This window comes from Prevotella sp. P4-98 (assembly GCF_002251405.1).
GTDB lineage: Bacteria > Bacteroidota > Bacteroidia > Bacteroidales > Bacteroidaceae > Prevotella.
This window is the reverse complement of the sequence record NZ_NPJC01000001.1, coordinates 1-17881: the sequence shown is the minus strand read 5'-3', so window position 1 is coordinate 17881 and position 17881 is coordinate 1. Positions and strand designations below refer to the sequence as shown.

The 17881-nt window shown below is 50.4% G+C and carries 18 protein-coding genes and 1 riboswitch; of the genes, 16 read left to right on the top strand and 2 right to left on the bottom strand.

Annotated features, from left to right (window positions below):
- Positions 1-2 precede the first annotated feature (2 nt).
- The 15 genes from hisF to CIK96_RS00020 all read left to right on the top strand — a co-directional run bounded on the left by hisF (position 3) and on the right by CIK96_RS00020 (position 15574).
- A complete protein-coding gene (gene hisF, locus CIK96_RS00090) occupies positions 3-761 on the top strand; it encodes an imidazole glycerol phosphate synthase subunit HisF (protein ID WP_094391059.1) in 759 nt (252 codons plus the stop codon).
- Complete coding sequence (gene hisIE / locus CIK96_RS00085) at positions 758-1405, top strand: bifunctional phosphoribosyl-AMP cyclohydrolase/phosphoribosyl-ATP diphosphatase HisIE (protein ID WP_094391060.1); 648 nt, start codon at positions 758-760, stop codon at positions 1403-1405. The genes hisF and hisIE overlap by 4 nt, the downstream gene beginning before the upstream one ends.
- Positions 1406-1426: 21 nt before the next feature.
- Positions 1427-2191, top strand: a complete 765-nt coding sequence (locus tag CIK96_RS00080; protein WP_094438905.1) for a cell division ATP-binding protein FtsE — start codon at positions 1427-1429, stop codon at positions 2189-2191.
- Positions 2192-2233: 42 nt separating this feature from the next.
- The gene (locus tag CIK96_RS00075) at positions 2234-3553 is read left to right on the top strand and encodes an aspartate kinase (RefSeq protein WP_094438903.1); all 1320 of its coding nucleotides are present in this window, start codon (positions 2234-2236) and stop codon (positions 3551-3553) included.
- Between the two features lie 74 nt (positions 3554-3627).
- The gene (lysA, locus tag CIK96_RS00070; protein WP_094391063.1) at positions 3628-4788 is read left to right on the top strand and encodes a diaminopimelate decarboxylase; all 1161 of its coding nucleotides are present in this window, start codon (positions 3628-3630) and stop codon (positions 4786-4788) included.
- A 30-nt stretch (positions 4789-4818) separates the two neighbouring features.
- A complete protein-coding gene (locus CIK96_RS00065; RefSeq protein ID WP_094438901.1) occupies positions 4819-6048 on the top strand; it encodes a glycosyltransferase in 1230 nt (409 codons plus the stop codon).
- 62 nt (positions 6049-6110) lie between these two features.
- Entirely contained in the window at positions 6111-7214 is a 1104-nt protein-coding gene (locus CIK96_RS00060; protein WP_094438899.1) for a hypothetical protein, read from the top strand.
- Positions 7211-9205 carry a fructose-1,6-bisphosphatase gene (locus tag CIK96_RS00055; protein WP_094391066.1) on the top strand — a complete coding sequence of 665 codons (1995 nt, stop codon included), beginning with the start codon at positions 7211-7213 and terminating at the stop codon, positions 9203-9205. Before CIK96_RS00060 ends, CIK96_RS00055 begins: the two co-directional genes overlap by 4 nt.
- Positions 9206-9216: 11 nt before the next feature.
- A complete protein-coding gene (locus CIK96_RS00050; protein WP_094433969.1) occupies positions 9217-9567 on the top strand; it encodes a 2-amino-4-hydroxy-6-hydroxymethyldihydropteridine diphosphokinase in 351 nt (116 codons plus the stop codon).
- Positions 9564-10793 (top strand): M64 family metallopeptidase, encoded by a 1230-nt coding sequence (locus CIK96_RS00045; protein WP_094438897.1) that lies wholly within the window; start codon positions 9564-9566, stop codon positions 10791-10793. Before CIK96_RS00050 ends, CIK96_RS00045 begins: the two co-directional genes overlap by 4 nt.
- Positions 10794-10922: 129 nt before the next feature.
- Positions 10923-11021, top strand: a riboswitch (TPP riboswitch).
- Between the two features lie 94 nt (positions 11022-11115).
- Positions 11116-11931 (top strand): bifunctional hydroxymethylpyrimidine kinase/phosphomethylpyrimidine kinase, encoded by an 816-nt coding sequence (gene thiD, locus CIK96_RS00040; protein WP_094439045.1) that lies wholly within the window; start codon positions 11116-11118, stop codon positions 11929-11931.
- On the top strand, positions 11928-12557 hold the full coding sequence (locus CIK96_RS00035) for a thiamine phosphate synthase (RefSeq protein ID WP_094438894.1): 630 nt from the start codon (positions 11928-11930) through the stop codon (positions 12555-12557). Before thiD ends, CIK96_RS00035 begins: the two co-directional genes overlap by 4 nt.
- Before the next feature lie 15 nt (positions 12558-12572).
- The gene (gene thiC, locus CIK96_RS00030) at positions 12573-14156 is read left to right on the top strand and encodes a phosphomethylpyrimidine synthase ThiC (RefSeq protein WP_094391070.1); all 1584 of its coding nucleotides are present in this window, start codon (positions 12573-12575) and stop codon (positions 14154-14156) included.
- Positions 14157-14188: 32 nt separating this feature from the next.
- Complete coding sequence (locus CIK96_RS00025) at positions 14189-14962, top strand: sulfide-dependent adenosine diphosphate thiazole synthase (RefSeq protein WP_094391071.1); 774 nt, start codon at positions 14189-14191, stop codon at positions 14960-14962.
- Positions 14963-14986: 24 nt separating this feature from the next.
- Positions 14987-15574, top strand: a complete 588-nt coding sequence (locus CIK96_RS00020) for a thiamine phosphate synthase (RefSeq protein ID WP_094438892.1) — start codon at positions 14987-14989, stop codon at positions 15572-15574.
- A gap of 92 nt (positions 15575-15666) precedes the next feature.
- Here CIK96_RS00020 and CIK96_RS00015 read toward each other — a convergent pair whose 3' ends face one another.
- Complete coding sequence (locus CIK96_RS00015) at positions 15667-16563, bottom strand: DMT family transporter (RefSeq protein WP_158214809.1); 897 nt, start codon at positions 16561-16563, stop codon at positions 15667-15669.
- 216 nt (positions 16564-16779) lie between these two features.
- Here CIK96_RS00015 and CIK96_RS00010 point away from each other — a divergent pair, with 216 nt between their 5' ends.
- On the top strand, positions 16780-17688 hold the full coding sequence (locus tag CIK96_RS00010; RefSeq protein WP_094439043.1) for a cation diffusion facilitator family transporter: 909 nt from the start codon (positions 16780-16782) through the stop codon (positions 17686-17688).
- Positions 17689-17786: 98 nt separating this feature from the next.
- Here CIK96_RS00010 and CIK96_RS00005 read toward each other — a convergent pair.
- Positions 17787-17881, bottom strand: a 95-nt coding sequence (locus CIK96_RS00005) for an IS3 family transposase (RefSeq protein ID WP_144007458.1), incomplete at its 5' end; no start/stop codon positions are given.

Here is a 17881-nt window from a genome sequence, read left to right as displayed (position 1 = left end):
ATATGGGACTTGCCAAACGAATCATACCTTGCCTCGACGTAAAAGACGGACAAACCGTCAAAGGCACCAATTTCGTCAACCTCAGAGCTGCAGGAGATCCTGTGGAACTGGCTAAAGTATATAGCCAGCAAGGAGCCGACGAACTGGTTTTCCTCGACATTACCGCCTCCTACGAAGAGCGCAAGACCTTTACAGAAATGGTCACACGGGTGGCACAGGAAATCAATATCCCCTTCACCGTCGGCGGAGGCATCAACGAACTTGCCGATGTGGAGCGCCTGCTCTATGCCGGCGCAGACAAGGTGAGCGTCAATAGTGCGGCCTTGCGAAATCCGAAACTCATAGAAGATATTGCCAACCGATTCGGTTCTCAAGTCTGTGTATGCGCCATCGACGCTCGCAACGATGAGGACGGATGGCATTGCTACCTCAAAGGCGGAAGAGAACGCACCGAACACAACCTCTTTGAATGGGCACACGAAGCACAAGAGCGCGGAGCAGGAGAAATCCTGTTCACAAGTATGGACCACGACGGAGTAAAAACAGGATTTGCCAACGAAGCCCTGCGCCAACTCACAGACAACCTCTCCATACCCGTCATCGCAAGCGGAGGAGCTGGAGCGATGGAACACTTCCGCGACACTTTCATAGAAGGACATTCAGACGCAGCACTCGCAGCAAGCGTTTTCCACTTCGGCGAAATCGCCATACCGACACTCAAACAGTATTTACACCAACAAGGCATCAAAGTAAGATTATGAAAATAGATTTTGAAAAAATGGACGGCCTCGTGCCTGCCATCATCCAGGACGCAACAACAAAAAACGTGCTCATGCTCGGCTTCATGAATGAAGAGGCCTATAAGAAAACCATCGAAACAGGTCATGTCACATTCTGGAGCAGAAGCCGTCAGACCCTTTGGACAAAAGGTGAGACGTCTGGACATTTCCTCAATCTCGTCAGCATCAAAAACGATTGCGACAACGACACGCTCCTCGTCAGAGTCAATCCCGTTGGACCTACCTGCCACACAGGTACCGACACCTGCTGGGGAGAAGACAACGAAACAAGTCCCATACTCTTCCTCACCGAACTGCAGGATTTTATCGACAAGCGCAAAAAGGAAATGCCTGAGGGATCTTACACTACAAGCCTTTTCAACAAAGGCATCAACAAAATATCACAAAAAGTTGGAGAAGAAGCACTTGAAACAGTAATAGAAGCCACAAACGGTACTGACGAGCACCTGGTCTATGAGGCATCAGACCTGCTCTACCATCTCCTCGTCATGCTTACCGCCAAAGGACTCCGCATCGAGGATGTCGCAGCAGAACTGCAAAAACGCCACGACCCCAACTGGGACAAAAAACGCCGCCAAGAAAAGGCTAAAGGAACTATGAAATAAAACTTTTTAAAGCTTCCATATATGCTGATAGACTATAAAAACGCCACCATCCGCCAAGATGACGGGTCTCTCGTACTCGAACATGTGGATTTCCATGTCAACGAGGGCGAATTCATCTACATCATCGGTCGTGTAGGTTCAGGAAAGAGTACACTACTCAAAACACTCTACTTCGAACTCGACTTGGACGAGGCAGACAATGCCATGGTTTTCAACCACGATATCCGCAAATTGAAACGCAGATACGTACCTGCCTTGCGCCGACAGATGGGAATTATCTTCCAGGATTTCCAACTCCTGAGCGACAGAAACGTTCACGACAATCTGCAGTTTGTGCTCAAAGCTACAGGATGGAAAGATAAGGAAGAAATCGAACAGCGCATCAGCGAAGTCCTTGAAGACGTTGAAATGACAGAAAAAACAGAGCGAATGCCTCACGAACTCTCCGGCGGAGAACAGCAACGCATCGCTATTGCACGCGCCATTCTCAACAAACCCAAGGTTATCATAGCCGATGAACCAACAGGCAATCTTGACCCAGAAACAGCCAACAACATCATACAGCTGCTGAGAAATGTTACACAGACAGGAACGTCCGTCGTAATGACTACCCACAATATTCCTTTGCTGAAGGATTATCCTGGCATCGTCTATCGTTGCTGCGGAAAACATCTCGAACTGGTTACCGACGATTACAACAAGATCATGATGCTCTCCGACGATACTGACAGTTCGCAGGAAATATACAACAGCGGATATGAAGTGCGAGAAGACCTGTCTGTTTGAAGCAAAATACAAAGTAGAACAAAATTAAAATAAACATACACTATGAAAGTAATGAAATTTGGCGGTACTTCGGTAGGTTCACCAAGCCGCATGAAGGAAGTTGTCAACCTGGTTACGAAATCAGGCGAACCCGTTTTCATCGTTCTCTCTGCCATGTCAGGAACAACAAACTCCCTGATAGAAATCTCTGATTATCTCTACAAGAAGAATCCGGAGGGAGCGAACGAAGTGATCAATATGCTTGAAAAGAAATACATGAAGCATATTGAAGAACTCTACACCACCGACGAGATGAAACAAAACACCCGTGAATTCATCGCATCGGAGATGAACTACCTGCGCTCCTTCACCAAAGAGCTCTTCACTTCGTTTGAAGAGAAAAGCATTGTGGCTCAAGGTGAAATGATGTCAACCAACATGGTGGTCAACTACATGAAAGAACAAGGTATCAAGGCTGTACTGCTCAACGCACTCGATTTCATGCGCACCGACAAAAACTCGGAACCTGACCCCACCTACATCCGCGAGAAACTCTCTGCCATCATGGAGAAGAACCCTGACAATCAGGTATATATCACCCAAGGATTCATCTGCCGTAATGCCTATGGCGAGATAGACAACCTCCAACGTGGCGGTTCTGACTATACTGCATCGCTCATCGGAGCAGCTATCAACGCCGAGGAAATCCAGATCTGGACAGATATTGACGGTATGCACAACAACGACCCACGTGTCGTTGAAAAGACCGAACCCGTACACCACCTCCATTTCGAAGAGGCTGCTGAATTGGCATATTTCGGTGCTAAAATCCTGCACCCCACCTGCATCCAACCTGCAAAATATGCCGGAATCCCCGTACGTCTGCTCAACACGATGGATCCTGAGGCTGAAGGTACTACCATTTCCAACCAGACTGAATATGGCAAAATCAAGGCTGTTGCTGCAAAAGACAATATCATCGCCATAAAGATCAAGTCTAGCCGCATGCTCCTCGCAACAGGTTTCCTGCGCAAGGTATTCGAAATCTTTGAGAGCTACCAAACTCCTATCGACATGGTTTGTACGTCAGAAGTGGGAGTTTCCATGTCAATAGACAACTCCGCACACCTTGGAGAAATTGTTGACGAACTCAAGAAATACGGCACAGTAACCGTAGATACCGGCATGTGCATCATCTGTGTGGTAGGTGACCTCGACTGGTCGAACATCGGATTCGAAACCATGACGCTCGACGCCATGAAGAATATCCCTGTTCGCATGGTCAGCTATGGTGGTTCTAATTATAATATCTCATTCCTTATTCGCGAGGAAGATAAGAAACGGGCACTTCAAAGTTTAAGTGATACCTTATTCAATAAGTAAAACCAACGACAAAGGGAGGAGACCTCTCTACTAAGGCTCCTCCCGATTGTCTGAAATGCAAAATAGACAACACAATGACAAAAGGACAATTTCCCACCCATAAATTTCAACAACTCCGCACCCCTTTCTACTACTATGACACAGAACTGTTGCGCAAGACTCTTCAGACCATCTGTCAAGAGACTATGCGACATGAAGGTTTCTGCGTACACTATGCCGTAAAAGCTAATGCAAACCCATACCTGCTCCGCATCATCAGAGAGGCTGGACTGGGAGCCGACTGCGTGAGTGGCGGCGAAATAGAAGCAGCTCTCAAAGCAGGATTCCCTGCCTCTAAAATTGTCTATGCGGGCGTAGGAAAGAGCGACTGGGAGATCAACCTCGGACTCGACAAAGATATTTTCGCTTTCAACGTGGAGAGTATTGCCGAATTAGAGGTTATCAACGAACTGGCTGCCGCCAAGGGAAAGGTGGCTCGCATTGCCCTTCGCATCAATCCTAACGTAGGAGCACACACCCATGCCAATATCACCACCGGACTGGCTGAAAATAAATTCGGTATTGCCATGGACGACATGCTGGCAAGCATCGAAGAAGCTGCCAAACTCAACAACGTGAAATTTGTAGGCCTCCATTTCCACATCGGAAGCCAGATCCTCGACATGGGCGATTTTGAAGCGCTCTGCAACAGAATCAACGAACTGCAGGACCTACTGGAAAAACACCACATCCAGATAGAAAACGTCAACGTGGGCGGAGGTCTCGGCATCGACTACCAACACCCCAACCGAGTCCCCATTCCCAATTTCCAGGATTATTTCAACGTATATGCCAAAAAGTTGCGCTTGCGTCCAGGACAAACCCTACATTTTGAGTTAGGTCGTGCCGTAGTCGCACAATGTGGAACGCTCATCGCGCGTACCTTATATATAAAACAAGGCGCCGTCAAGCAGTTTGCCATCATCGACGCTGGAATGACAGACCTCATCCGCCCTGCCCTCTATCAAGCCTATCATAAGATAGAGAACATTTCGAGCGACGAACCTGCCGACACCTACGATGTGGTAGGACCAATCTGTGAGTCAAGCGACGTATTTGCCAAACAGATAGACCTCAACAAATGCCATCGTGGTGACTTGATTGCCATCCGGTCTGCTGGAGCTTATGGAGAAATCATGGCTTCACAATACAATTGCCGCCAACTGCCGAAAAGCTACATGAGCGAAGATCTATAAACACCATAACACTCTCATCATCAAAGGATTATGACTATCACATTCGACTATTTCTCTATTGCAATATCTGTTTTTCTATTGCTGGTGGCCCTCATCTCTCCTTGGTTCAGCAGCATGGCAAGACGTCCCCGTATCAAAATGGCTGACGACATACAGAATGCCTCGGAGAACGATGTCGATGAAAGCACCTGCAATAGTGATTCTACAGAGACGACGGAGGTTCATACCCCAACAGGGGCAACCTCCGCACTACCGTTTGTTTCCATTGTCCTGGCCGTACACGACAATGCCTGTGAATTGGAAGAAAGACTGCCCCAACTCTTGGAACAACAGTACCGGGGAAAATGGGAGGTCATCATTGTCGATGAATCATCAACGGATGATACACAAGACGTGCTTACGCGTGCAAAAGCTAAATATCCACGGCTCTACACCACTTTCATTCCCGAATCAAGCCATTACATCAGCCGCAGGAAACTCTCGCTTACCATGGCCGTCAAGGCCTCAAAGGGCGATTGGATATTGATAACCGACATAGACTGCAAACCCACAGGCAACCGCTGGTTGGCAACCATGGCGGAACACGCAACCGACGACAAAGACCTGGTCATGGGCTACACCAGTTATGATGCCGACACTCCTGCCTATTGGCGCTATGACCGCCTCAACACGCTGTGTTACCAACTGCATCGCATCAAAAACGGAATTGCCTATCGTAACATCGGCTGCAATCTGATGTTCCGTAAATCAGACTTTATCCAACAAAAGGGATTTCTCCACAACCTGGTTCATCTTCGGGGAGAATACGACTTCATTGTCAACGAGATGGCAACACCAGACCGCACCGCTTTTGTCTATGACTTTCAAGCGCAGCTCTGTCAGCGTTGCCCTGCTGACAAGACGTGGCTTTACGACCATCTCTACTATTTAGAGAGTCGCACGCTGATGAAGCGCGGATTACGACATCGATTGCTCTGCAACACCGACCAATGGATGCTCCATCTGGGATGGCTGCTTCCCATGGCAGCGCTTGCCTATGCCATATCCGCATCAAACCTCGTCGTGACCGTTGCTGCCACCGTAGCCCTTCTGCTGACATTGGTAACGCGACTGACCATCTTCCTCAGCACCTGCAGACAGTTTGACGAACACATCTCCTGGTGGAAGGCACCATGGCTTGAAGTGCGAACCGTCTGGCAAAACGCATGGTTGATGTGGCGGCATCGGCGAGCCGACCGCTTTGATTTTATCAGAAAATAATTTCAGAGAAGCACACACAGCCTATTATCACAATTTCAAACTTCAAATCAAGTTTACGTCTCATGAATATCCTACACTACTTCGACAAGACAGACAGCATGACCGCCCAATATATCGCCATGCTGTCAAGAGTGTCTTCACATGAGACTGCGATGTTCTTCGCCACAGACTGCCAGGAGGCGCTGAAAACACTCCAGATGGCAGACATCAACATCCTCCACATACACGGATGCTGGCGTACATCGACTGCCAGACTTTTTACCAAAGCTCGCACCAAGGCCATTCGCTTGGTCGTCTCTCCCCACGGACAGCTGGAACCTTGGTTTTTCAACCAGCGGTATTGGAAAGAGAAGCTCCCTAAAGCCTTACTGTTCCAACGCCGCATCATCAGTCAGGCATATGCCATCGTTGTGGAGGGAGCCATGGAAGAAGAGTGTCTGCGCAAACTAAACTGGAACAAACGCATCATCATTGTGCGCAACCCCATTATCACCTGTTCCATCACAGCCGAAGAAACACTCCGACAACTGACACAGATCTACCGACGCATCATGGACAGCAATACCATCGAACTGATGCAACCGGAAACCTTGTCAACACTCCGACTGGCCATCAAGGCTGGAATCACCCAAGATATCCGCTGGCTTAATCCGCCAGCATCACACACGCCGCCACACCTTGACGAAGAAGGGTGGCGCCAGATCCGCTGTTATGCACAGCAGGAGCAAATTGAACAGCTGATAGACAGAGGACTTCGTATCCTGCAATGCGATTGCCCTCACTTCGACGAAATGAAGTCGCACCCCTTCTTTCCCGACCACTACAAACCGTCAAAGGGAATAGAAGAAACCATCGGAATGAGTTTCACCAGCGAAAACAAACGACTGATAGAAACCTTCCGACTATTGCATCGTCTCATATCACGTAACAAACTAACTGTCTGTCACCTATGCGAACTCGACAAAGAATTACGCGAACACGACTGCAACGAAGAGAAACTCACAGAGAGTTTAGAAGAACTCCGGCTGCTGAAAAGCGCCAGACGCCTGATGCAGGTCATGGTTGAGGAAACCGGCTTCGACGAAGGATTCATGCCATTCCCCCCACTCAACGACCGCGTCACCCGAAACATAGAACGACAAATCAAAAACCATCTGAAGATATGACGAAAGAATCCGTTACCCTCCGTCGCGACATGCACTATTTGCAACTCCTGTCCAACAGTTTCCCTACTGTTGCGGCAGCATCGACGGAAATCATTAACCTTGAAGCAATACTCAATCTCCCCAAGGGCACAGAACACTTCCTTGCCGACTTACACGGTGAGAGCGAGGCTTTCCAGCATGTTTTGAAAAACGCATCTGGAAATATCAAGCGTAAGGTGGGCGAACTCTTTGCCGGCGACATCCGCGACAAAGAACAGCGAGAACTGTGCACGCTCATCTATTATCCCGAACAGAAAATCGAACTCATCAAAGCCGCTGAATCCGATCTGGAGGACTGGTACCATATCACCATCCATCGGTTGGTGGCTGTCTGCCGCGACGTCAGCAGCAAATACACGCGTTCTAAGGTTAGGAAATCGCTGCCTCCCGATTTCTCTTACATCATTGAAGAACTGCTTCATGAGCGTACCGACGATACCGACAAGGCTGCCTACGTCACCGTGATTGTAGATACGATTATTTCTACAGGACGTGCCGACGACTTCATCATCGCCCTCTGCCACGTCATCCAGCGACTCGCCATCGACCAATTACACATACTGGGCGACATCTTCGACCGAGGCCCCGGTGCTCACATCATCCTCGACACCATGCGCCATTACCATTCCTGGGACATCCAGTGGGGCAACCACGATATTCTATGGATGGGCGCTGCTGCCGGCAACGATGCCTGTATCTGCAATGTGCTGCGCCTTTCGTTGCGCTACGCCAACTTAGCCACTCTCGAAGAGGGCTACGGCATCAACCTCGTACCATTGGCAACCTTTGCCATGGAGACATACGGCGACGATCCCTGCAAAGAGTTCAAACCCAAACTTCTGAAAGGTTCCCACCTCGATGAAAAGACCATGCGCCTCACGGCATTGATGCACAAGGCCATCACCGTCATACAGTTCAAGACAGAAGCTACCATCTTCAAGCGCCGCACAGAATGGGCAATGCAGGACCGTTGCCTGCTCGAAGCGATTGACTATGCTCACGCCACCTGCACCATCGGCGACACCGCTTACCCCATGACTTCCTGCCTCTTCCCCACTATCGTATCAGGTCCCGACTGTCAACCGACATTCGAACTGACTCCCGAAGAGACACAGTTGATGGAGAAGCTCCACCACTCGTTTCAAGTCAGCGAAAAGCTCCACAAGCACGTCAAGATGCTCCTGTCACATGGTTGCATGTACAATATCAGCAACCACAACCTGCTGTTTCACGCCTCCTGTCCGCTCAATGCTGACGGTTCGCTGAAGAGCGTTGCACTCTATCATGGAGAGCATTACAGCGGTATGGAACTGATGACACGCTTGGGCATGCTCATCCGTTCTGCATTCAATAGCGATACAGATCCGGAACTTCGTCAGTACGCCATCGACTATTTCCTCTACCTTTGGTGTGGTAAAGACTCACCCTTGTTTGACAAATCAAAGATGGCTACGTTTGAGCGTTATTTCCTTACCGACCGCGAGACCTATAAAGAGGAGAAAGGCTACTATTTCCAGTTGCGCGACTCCGAAGAAGTCTGCGACCGCATCCTTGATGCATTCGGTGTGGCAGGCCCCAACCGCCACATCATCAACGGCCACGTTCCCGTCCATGCCTCCAAAGGTGAGAACCCCATCAAAGCCAATGGCAAACTGATGGTCATCGATGGAGGATTCTCCGAGGCGTATCATAGCGAGACGGGTATTGCGGGCTACACCTTGGTCTATCACTCACGTGGATTCCAGTTGGTTCAACACGAACCCTTCACAAGTGCTTCCGATGCTATCAGAAAAGGTTCCGACATCAAGTCAACAACCCAGTTGGTCGAACTCTCCACCCATCGCATGCATGTGGCAGATACCGACAAGGGTGACGAACTGCGTGCACAGATTGACGATCTCCGACAGCTGCTCTATGCCTACCGTCATGGTTTTGTGAAAGAAAAGAAATAGTGCCCTACCCTATGGCAACAGTAATCATCTCGCTCGGTTCCAACCATCGGCAGGCCGCCCACATCCAGTGGGCGTCACAATGGCTGCAGACTATGCTGACCGACACCACATGCAGTCGCCTCTTATGGACTGCCGACATCAAAGGCAGCGGCATCATGTATATGAACCGCTTGATCAAAGGCACGACCGACTTGTCTGCCGACTCCCTCAACGCGTTGCTTAAGGCTGCAGAACAGCGTTGCGGCCGACAGGGAAGTCGGGTGTCTGTCGATCTCGACCTCATGCAGTACGACCAACAGCGGCTGCACCTTCGCGACTGGCCTCGTCCTTATATCCAACAACTAATCAATGACATCTTATGAAACGTTACGTCTCATTCCTTGTCCTGCTCATGACCGCCATCAGTCTGCAGGCACAAGATTTCCAACAGTTCTTCAACGACAGCACCCTGCGCCTCGACTACATCTTTGCCGGTGACAAGAAGAGCCAGCATATCTACCTCGACCAACTCCACAAGAGTGCCGGATGGTACGGTCGGCGTCATCATCTCGACCAACTGCCTTTAGAAGGCAACGGCGACATCACCATGAAAGATGCAGCCACAGGAACCGTCATCTACCGCCACTCCTTCTCCACCCTCTTTCAGGAATGGCTCTCTACTGCCGAAGCACGGCAGACCAGTCGGTCATTTGAAAACGTATTCCTCGTTCCCTACCCCCGCCAAGCTGTAGAGATCACCGTCACCCTGCGCGACTATCATGCCCGCACCATGGCATCGATGACCCATCGTGTCAATCCCACCGACATCCTCATCCGTCGCCAGCACCAACAGAGCCATTACACCACGATTCATGCTGCTGCCGACACCGCCCGATGCATCCATGTGGCTTTTGTTGCCGAGGGCTACACCGTCGGACAGATGGATCAGTATCTTGCCGACTGCCGTGCAGCCACCGAGGCGCTGTTTCGCCACGAACCATTCAAGCAACTGCAAGATCGTTTCAATATCATCGCCATCCAATCGTCTTCCCATGATACAGACGTCAGCCAACCCGGTAAGAACATCTGGCTCGACACCGCCCTGGGAAGCCATTTCGACACCTTCTATTCCACACGCTACCTGACCACCCTGCACCTCAAGCGCCTTCACGACCTGTTGGCAGGAACACCCTACGAACATATCATTATCCTGGCGAATACAGCCCACTATGGCGGCGGAGGCATCTACAATTCCTACAACCTCTGTTACACGCGTGGCCAACAGTTCCTTCCTGTGGTGGTTCATGAATTCGGTCACTCCTTTGGCGGTCTTGGCGACGAATATCCCTACGGTGACGACGACCCCATGTATTTTGCCGATACCGAACCCTGGGAACCCAACCTCACCACCCACACCACGCATCCTGCCAAATGGCAGAAACTCATCGATGAAGGACGCGCCTCGCTGGTAGAGGGTGGCGGCTATCTCACCCATGGCGTATGGCGCGGACAGGAAGATTGTCGTATGCGCACCAACGAGCACCCCGACTTCTGTCCCGTCTGCCAAGAAGCCCTCACCCGCCTCATCAAGTTCTATACCGAAAAATAAACCGAAACTGGTTTCCGTCCGACAGCGATCCAACACCCATTGGGTCGCTGTCGGTGTGAATAAATCTTAAATAACAGACCATCATCATCATTATCTGTAATTTTTCACTACCTTTGTATCATACTTACAAGAAGAAATAAGGGGTGCGTCACGATTGTGTTGCTGAGATTATACCCATAGAACCTGATGCAGGTAATGCTGCCGAAGGGATTGCTTCTTTTTTCTCGCCTTGATGGTTCAGGCAGAAATCCAGAAGCTGTTTCTATTCCGTATCGTCTTTGAAAGTACGTCAGCAGATGTACCTCAGAAAAATGAAAACAAAATGAGGTATATTAGCGTACTGACCATAGCAGGATCCGACAGTTGCGGTGGAGCCGGCATCCAGGCAGACCTCAAGACCATGTCGGCCTTGGGCATTTATGCCGCTACCGCCATCACATCCGTCACCGTTCAGAACACCACTGGCGTGCAGGCGGTGCAAGCCATCCGTCCAGACATCGTAGCCGGACAGATCAAGGCGGTTATGGACGACATCGCCCCAAAGGTAATCAAGGTGGGAATGGTCAATAATGCAGAGATCATCCGTGCCATTGCCGACACCCTCTCCCCTTATCCCCATGCCACATTGGTGATCGACCCCGTTATGGTTTCTACGAGCGGGGCGCTACTCATGCAACCCCATGCGGTTGAGGCATTCTGCCAACGCCTCCTCCCCCTATGCACCCTGCTGACTCCCAACATCCCCGAAGCCGAAGTCCTCTCCCACACCTCCATCCGCAGCATAGACGACACAGAACGTGCCGCCCGCCACATTCTGCAACTCGGTTGCAGGGCGGTACTCATCAAGGGCGGACATCTGGAAGGACAGGCCAAGACCGACGTACTCTACCAAGCCGACACCCCTCCGTTGTCATTCTCCCATCCCACCGTTACTACGCGCAACACCCACGGCACGGGTTGCACCCTATCCTCCGCCATTGCCTCATTTATCGCCCGTGGCTCATCCCTTCCCGAAGCGATACAACAGGCCAAGTGCTACCTGTCCTCTGCCATAGAAGCCGGCAAGGATGTCAACATAGGAAGGGGCAACGGCCCAGTAAACCATTTGTTTAACCCAGAAAAGCTAATCATACAATGATACAGTTTATTACACACACCAACGACCGTTACGACTACGTAGAAGGAGCACGCCTCGCCTTGGCAGGCGGATGTCGCTGGATCCAGCTCCGCATGAAAGACGCGCCGAAAGATACGTTCCTGGCGGCAGCCACAGCCATCGGCCAACTCTGCCAGACATATCATGCCACATTCATCCTCGACGACCATGCAGAATGGGTACAGGAGGCAGGTGCCGACGGCGTACATCTCGGCAAGAACGATATGCCCGTGAATGAGGCACGCAAACTCCTGGGCAGCCGATATGTCATCGGCGGCACCGCCAACACCTTCGACGATGTCGAACGACTCTACCGCGATGGAGCCGACTACATCGGCTGCGGTCCGTTCCGCTTCACCACCACCAAACAAAAACTGTCCCCCATCCTCGGTGCAGACGGTTACCGCCGTATTGTCAGTCAGATGAAGCTCCACCACATCACCATCCCTATCGTAGCCATTGGCGGCATCTTGTCCTCCGACATCCCTGACGTCATGGCAACTGGAGTCAGCGGTATTGCCGTAAGCGGCGCCATCCTCAATGCCGACAGTCCTGTGGAAGAGATGCAACGTTTCATCCGTCTTACAGAGAAAGAAATAGCCAAATAACTCAATATAAAAGAAATGGAAACAAAAATCAAGATCAATTATCCATCTTCCGAGAAAGTCTATCTGCAAGGAAAACGCTATCCGGAACTGCGCGTGGGTATGAGAAAGGTAAACCTCACCCCCACCGTCACTTTCAAGGGCGATGTGCGCCATGAAGAAGCCAATGCCCCCGTCTATGTCTATGACACCAGCGGACCGTACAGCGACCCCGATATGGCTATCGACCTGAAACAGGGACTCCCTAAATTGCGTCAACCGTGGATTGACGGTCGCAAGGCGGGAGAGACACAGATGTACTTCGCCAAACAGGGCATCATCACGCAAGAGATGGAGTATGTGGCAATACGCGAGAACATGAACTGCGAGGAATTGGGCATTACCACCCACATCACCCCGGAATTTGTCTGCAAGGAGATTGCTGAGGGACGTGCCGTAATCCCAGCCAACCGCAAGCATCCCGAAAGCGAGCCGATGATTATCGGTACCAATTTCCTGGTGAAGATCAATACCAATATCGGTAATTCCGCCACCACATCGGGCATCGAGGAAGAGGTGGAAAAGGCCGTATGGAGTTGCAAATGGGGCGGCGACACGCTGATGGACCTTTCCACGGGAAAAGACATCCACGAAACGCGCGAATGGATTCTGCGCAACTGCCCTGTTCCCGTAGGTACCGTACCGATGTATCAGGCTTTTGAGAAGGTCAACGGCAAGGCAGAAGACCTGACGTGGGAGATTTTCCGCGATACGCTCATCGAGCAGTGCGAACAGGGTGTGGACTATTTCACCATCCATTGCGGCATCCGTCTGAAGAACATCCATCTTGCCGACACCCGTCTGACGGGTATTGTCAGTCGCGGAGGCAGTATCATCTCCAAATGGTGTAAGGTACACCAGAAAGAGAGTTTCCTCTACGAGCACTTCGATGACATCTGCGACATCTGTGCCCAGTACGATGTAGCCATCTCCCTTGGTGACGGCCTCCGTCCCGGTTCTACCTACGATGCCAACGACGCGGCGCAGTTTGCCGAACTCGACACCATGGGTGAACTCGTAGAGCGTGCTTGGGCCAAACACGTACAGGCATTCATCGAAGGTCCCGGTCATGTTCCCATGCATAAGATCAAGGAGAATATGGAGCGCCAAATCGAGAAATGCCACGGAGCACCCTTCTACACCCTCGGTCCGCTCGTCACCGATATTGCCCCCGCCTACGACCACATCACCTCTGCCATCGGCGCCTCGATGATCGGATGGTACGGCACCGCCATGCTCTGCTACGTCACCCCTAAGGAGCACCTTGCCCTCCCCGACAAAGACGATGTGCGCACTGGTGTTGTAACCTATAAGATTGCCGCCCATGCTGCCGACCTTGCCAAGGGTCATCCCGGTGCCACCGTCCGCGACAATGCGCTGAGCAAGGCACGCTACGACTTCCGTTGGAAAGACCAGTTCAACCTCTCGTTAGATCCCGAACGCGCCCTGGAATACTACAAGGCAAGCAATTCCGTCGATGCCAACTACTGCACCATGTGTGGCCCTAATTTCTGCGCAGCACGCATCAGCCATTCCCTAAAGAGCTGCGAAGAAGAAAAGTAACAAATCTATAACCCAATAAACAACAACAAACAATGATTGAAACACAAGTATCAAAAGGTATCATCAGTACCTATTTCGACAAACTCCAACGTAATCTGAATCTCGACGTAGCCATTGTGGGCGGAGGCCCCTCAGGCATCGTCGCCGCCTATTACCTCGCCAAGGCAGGTCTCCGTGTAGCCCAGTTCGACCGCAAGTTGTCTCCTGGTGGCGGTATGTGGGGAGGCGCAATGATGTTCAACCAGATTGTCATTCAGGAAGAAGCCATGCACATCGTCAAGGACTTCGACATCAACTATCAGGCCTTTGAAGACGGACTCTACACCATCGACTCCGTAGAGAGCACATCTGCCCTGCTCTACCACGCCGTTCATGCCGGTGCCACCATCTTCAACTGCTATTCGGTAGAAGACGTCATCTTCAAAAACAATGTTGTCAGTGGTGTTGTGGTCAACTGGACTCCAGTACTCCGTGAGGGCCTCCATGTTGACCCGCTCAATATCATGGCGAAATGCGTTATCGACGGCACAGGTCACGACAGCGAGATGTGTAAGGTCGTTGCCCGCAAAAACGGCATCAGCCTCGACACAGCCACCGGCGGTGTTATCGGCGAGCGTTCCCTCGACGTAATAGAAGGCGAGCGCATGGTCGTAGAAGGCACCCGTGAGATCTACCCCGGCCTCTACGTCTGCGGCATGGCATCGTCTGCAGTGGCAGGCACTCCTCGCATGGGGCCTATTTTCGGTGGCATGCTGATGTCAGGAAAGCGCGTTGCCGACCAGATCATCGAGAAACTCAAGAAATAACCATCCATCTTCATCCTGCAACCTATGAAATGGATTGTCATCACCTCTCCTGACTTTCTGCCGGGAGAGGTTTCTACCATCGACACCCTCTTCCGCAGCGGTATCGACCTGCTCCATGTGCGCAAGCCCACCGCCTCGGCAGACGCCGTCAGACAGTTTCTTGCCACCGTTCCTACTCAGTGGCTTGATCGCATCGTGCTCCACGACCATTTCCACCTTGTCGAAGAGTTTCCCCTCCACGGCATTCACCTCAACCGTCGCAATCCCCAGTCCCCCGCCGCCTTCCACGGCAGCCTTTCCGCTTCGTGCCACAGTCTTGCAGAGGTAGCAGAGCGCAAGACCCAGTGCGACTACGTATTTCTCAGTCCCATCTTCAACAGCATTTCCAAGACCGGTTACCACGCCGCATTCCAGGAGTCCGTCCTGCGGCAAGCCGCCCATTCTGGCATCATCGACCATCAGGTAGTAGCCTTAGGTGGAGTCACCGCCCGCCATCTCCCATACCTCAAGTCCCACCATTTCGGTGGTGCCGCATTCTTAGGCGACATCTGGCAGCGCACCACTCACCCCTCCTTCACCGCCTATCTGCAACAGATCTCGCAAGAGATCTAATGTCTCACAGATTTTCATGTTGGTACTTCCGAGGTTTTTGTTAAGAAAAAAGTCCGTAATCCGTGTGAGATATTAAAAATCCGTGTAACACATTACTTTCGTATGAGCTTGAGTTTCTGTGGGTTGATAGTCAGAATAGCAACGGCAACGAGAATCAGCATCCCACCGACAACACCAATAAATCCCAAGGGCTCACCCAGTATCACAACACCAACCACCATGGCAGTCAGCGGTTCAAAAGCACCAAGAATAGCCACGATCGTACTGTCGATGAGTTTCAGCGAAACAGTCACGCAGATATTACTTATTGCCGTAGGAATCAAACCTAAGAGCGCCAGGTCAAGCCAGCAACTGCTGTCAGGAACTTCTTCCACCCCACCGTTGGTCATCAGACTATAGGCAATCAGTAGCCACATACCCGTGAAAAACACATAAAAGGTGAGTTTTAGACTCGCGATGTGCTTCACTTTCAATCGAGGCACAAGGATGAGATAGATACCATACGCCAGTCCAGACGCCAATCCCAATAGGAGACCAATCATCGAGAAGGTGCCATCTCCAGAAAACACACCAGTCATCATCATCACACCCAGAGAGGCTAACAAAATACTAGAGGTGAGTTTGATGGAGAACTTATCACCGAGAAATGCCAGTCCGATGAGTGCACACCAGATGGGGTCGGTATAAACCAAAGCCGTTGCAATACCCGACGACAGATACTTGTAACATTCAAGTGTTGCGAGGGCTGTGGTAATATAGAAGATGGCAAGCAACACGATACGCAGCAGTTCTGACAGACTCACACGCATATTCGTCTTACGTAACAGGAGAATGGCAAGCATGGCTGCCGAACCAAACAGAAAACGATATACCAGGATGCTAACATTATCCATTCCTGCAGCAATAACAGGAATTGAAAACAAAGGTATCATTCCAAACGATACACCAGAAATGATACCATTAACCACACCGCGTAACTGACTATTCATATGCTTTGTACAAAAGAGCTGCAAAAGTACATGATTTCTTTTGAAACACAAAATATTCTGCATCAAATTTCCATTAAACCTTCATGACTGATTCAGGCCATACCCTAACCATTGTAAAATACAGCAAAAAGTAATAGGCAGAAGGCTTGGCTGTCTAAGAAAAAAATAGTATTTTTGCAGCCCGTGATTGACGGTCAACCAAACGATAAAAGAAAAATGGCAAGCAAAACAAAAAAAGATTCTCGCGAACGCCGAATCTATCAAGTAACCCTCATGGGCAGCGTGGTCAATATGGTGTTGCTATTGGCAAAATTCGCAGCAGGCATTTTCTGCCATTCCGCAGCCATGATAGCCGATGCCGTACACTCGCTAAGCGATTTCCTTACCGATATCGTAGTGATAGTCATGGTCAGGCTAAGTAGCAAACCTGCCGACAAAGACCACGACTATGGACATGGAAAGTACGAAACCATTGCCTCGTCGATAGTAGGAATGGCGTTGATGCTTGTAGCCATCCTGCTGGCATGGAACGGCATCATGAAGATCATTGACGCCATCCACGGCAAACAGTTAGAAGTCCCAAGAGTGTTAGCATTCTTTGCTGCCATCTTCAGTATTGTTGCCAAAGAAATCGTATTCCGCCTGACGCGCCAAACTGCACGTGCAGTCAAGTCACAAGCCCTTGAAGCCAATGCCTGGCACCATCGTAGCGATGCCCTTTCGTCAATCGGCACAGCCATAGGTATTGGAGGAGCCATCATACTTGGTCAGCAATGGGCAGTCCTCGACCCCATTGCCGCTGTTGTAGTGAGCTTCATGATCTTCTATGCCGCCTTTCGCATTTTGCGTCAGGCATCAGGAGAACTCTTAGAAGAAAGTCTTCCTGAATCCGTAGAACAAAAGATTTGCGACATCGTCTATCGTGATCCGTTGGCAAGCGACATCCACCAACTCTACACGCGTCGTATAGGCAATAATATCGCCATCGAAATGCATCTTCGTTTACCAAGCGACCTCAAGCTCTCCGATGCCCATCAGCATGCCTCCTCCATCGAACGGGCCATCCGAGCTGAGTTTGGTGCCGACACCCACATTATGCTGCATATTGAACCAACAAAAGATTAGTTCTGATCTATAATCTATGATTTATGATTTTCGTTAAAGATTTTTTTTAGATTTTCGTTAAGATTTTGATGTGACCCCAAAAAGTTGGACGGTTTATCTTATTTGTTTTGATGTTGTTTCCTGTATTGTACAGGACTCATGCCGAGCCTAAGCTTAATTCTCTTGTTGTTATAGTACGAGATATATTCCTCCA

Coding starts and splice junctions, on each gene's coding strand:
- CIK96_RS00010 (WP_094439043.1), top strand. CDS start 16,780: ATGGCAAGCAAAACAAAAAAAGATTCTCGCGAACGCCGAATCTATCAA.
- CIK96_RS00075 (WP_094438903.1), top strand. CDS start 2,234: ATGAAAGTAATGAAATTTGGCGGTACTTCGGTAGGTTCACCAAGCCGC.
- CIK96_RS00050 (WP_094433969.1), top strand. CDS start 9,217: ATGGCAACAGTAATCATCTCGCTCGGTTCCAACCATCGGCAGGCCGCC.
- CIK96_RS00060 (WP_094438899.1), top strand. CDS start 6,111: ATGAATATCCTACACTACTTCGACAAGACAGACAGCATGACCGCCCAA.
- CIK96_RS00015 (WP_158214809.1), bottom strand. CDS start 16,563: ATGAATAGTCAGTTACGCGGTGTGGTTAATGGTATCATTTCTGGTGTA.
- lysA (WP_094391063.1), top strand. CDS start 3,628: ATGACAAAAGGACAATTTCCCACCCATAAATTTCAACAACTCCGCACC.
- CIK96_RS00045 (WP_094438897.1), top strand. CDS start 9,564: ATGAAACGTTACGTCTCATTCCTTGTCCTGCTCATGACCGCCATCAGT.
- CIK96_RS00020 (WP_094438892.1), top strand. CDS start 14,987: ATGAAATGGATTGTCATCACCTCTCCTGACTTTCTGCCGGGAGAGGTT.
- CIK96_RS00035 (WP_094438894.1), top strand. CDS start 11,928: ATGATACAGTTTATTACACACACCAACGACCGTTACGACTACGTAGAA.
- CIK96_RS00065 (WP_094438901.1), top strand. CDS start 4,819: ATGACTATCACATTCGACTATTTCTCTATTGCAATATCTGTTTTTCTA.
- thiD (WP_094439045.1), top strand. CDS start 11,116: ATGAGGTATATTAGCGTACTGACCATAGCAGGATCCGACAGTTGCGGT.
- hisF (WP_094391059.1), top strand. CDS start 3: ATGGGACTTGCCAAACGAATCATACCTTGCCTCGACGTAAAAGACGGA.
- CIK96_RS00025 (WP_094391071.1), top strand. CDS start 14,189: ATGATTGAAACACAAGTATCAAAAGGTATCATCAGTACCTATTTCGAC.
- CIK96_RS00080 (WP_094438905.1), top strand. CDS start 1,427: ATGCTGATAGACTATAAAAACGCCACCATCCGCCAAGATGACGGGTCT.
- hisIE (WP_094391060.1), top strand. CDS start 758: ATGAAAATAGATTTTGAAAAAATGGACGGCCTCGTGCCTGCCATCATC.
- CIK96_RS00055 (WP_094391066.1), top strand. CDS start 7,211: ATGACGAAAGAATCCGTTACCCTCCGTCGCGACATGCACTATTTGCAA.
- thiC (WP_094391070.1), top strand. CDS start 12,573: ATGGAAACAAAAATCAAGATCAATTATCCATCTTCCGAGAAAGTCTAT.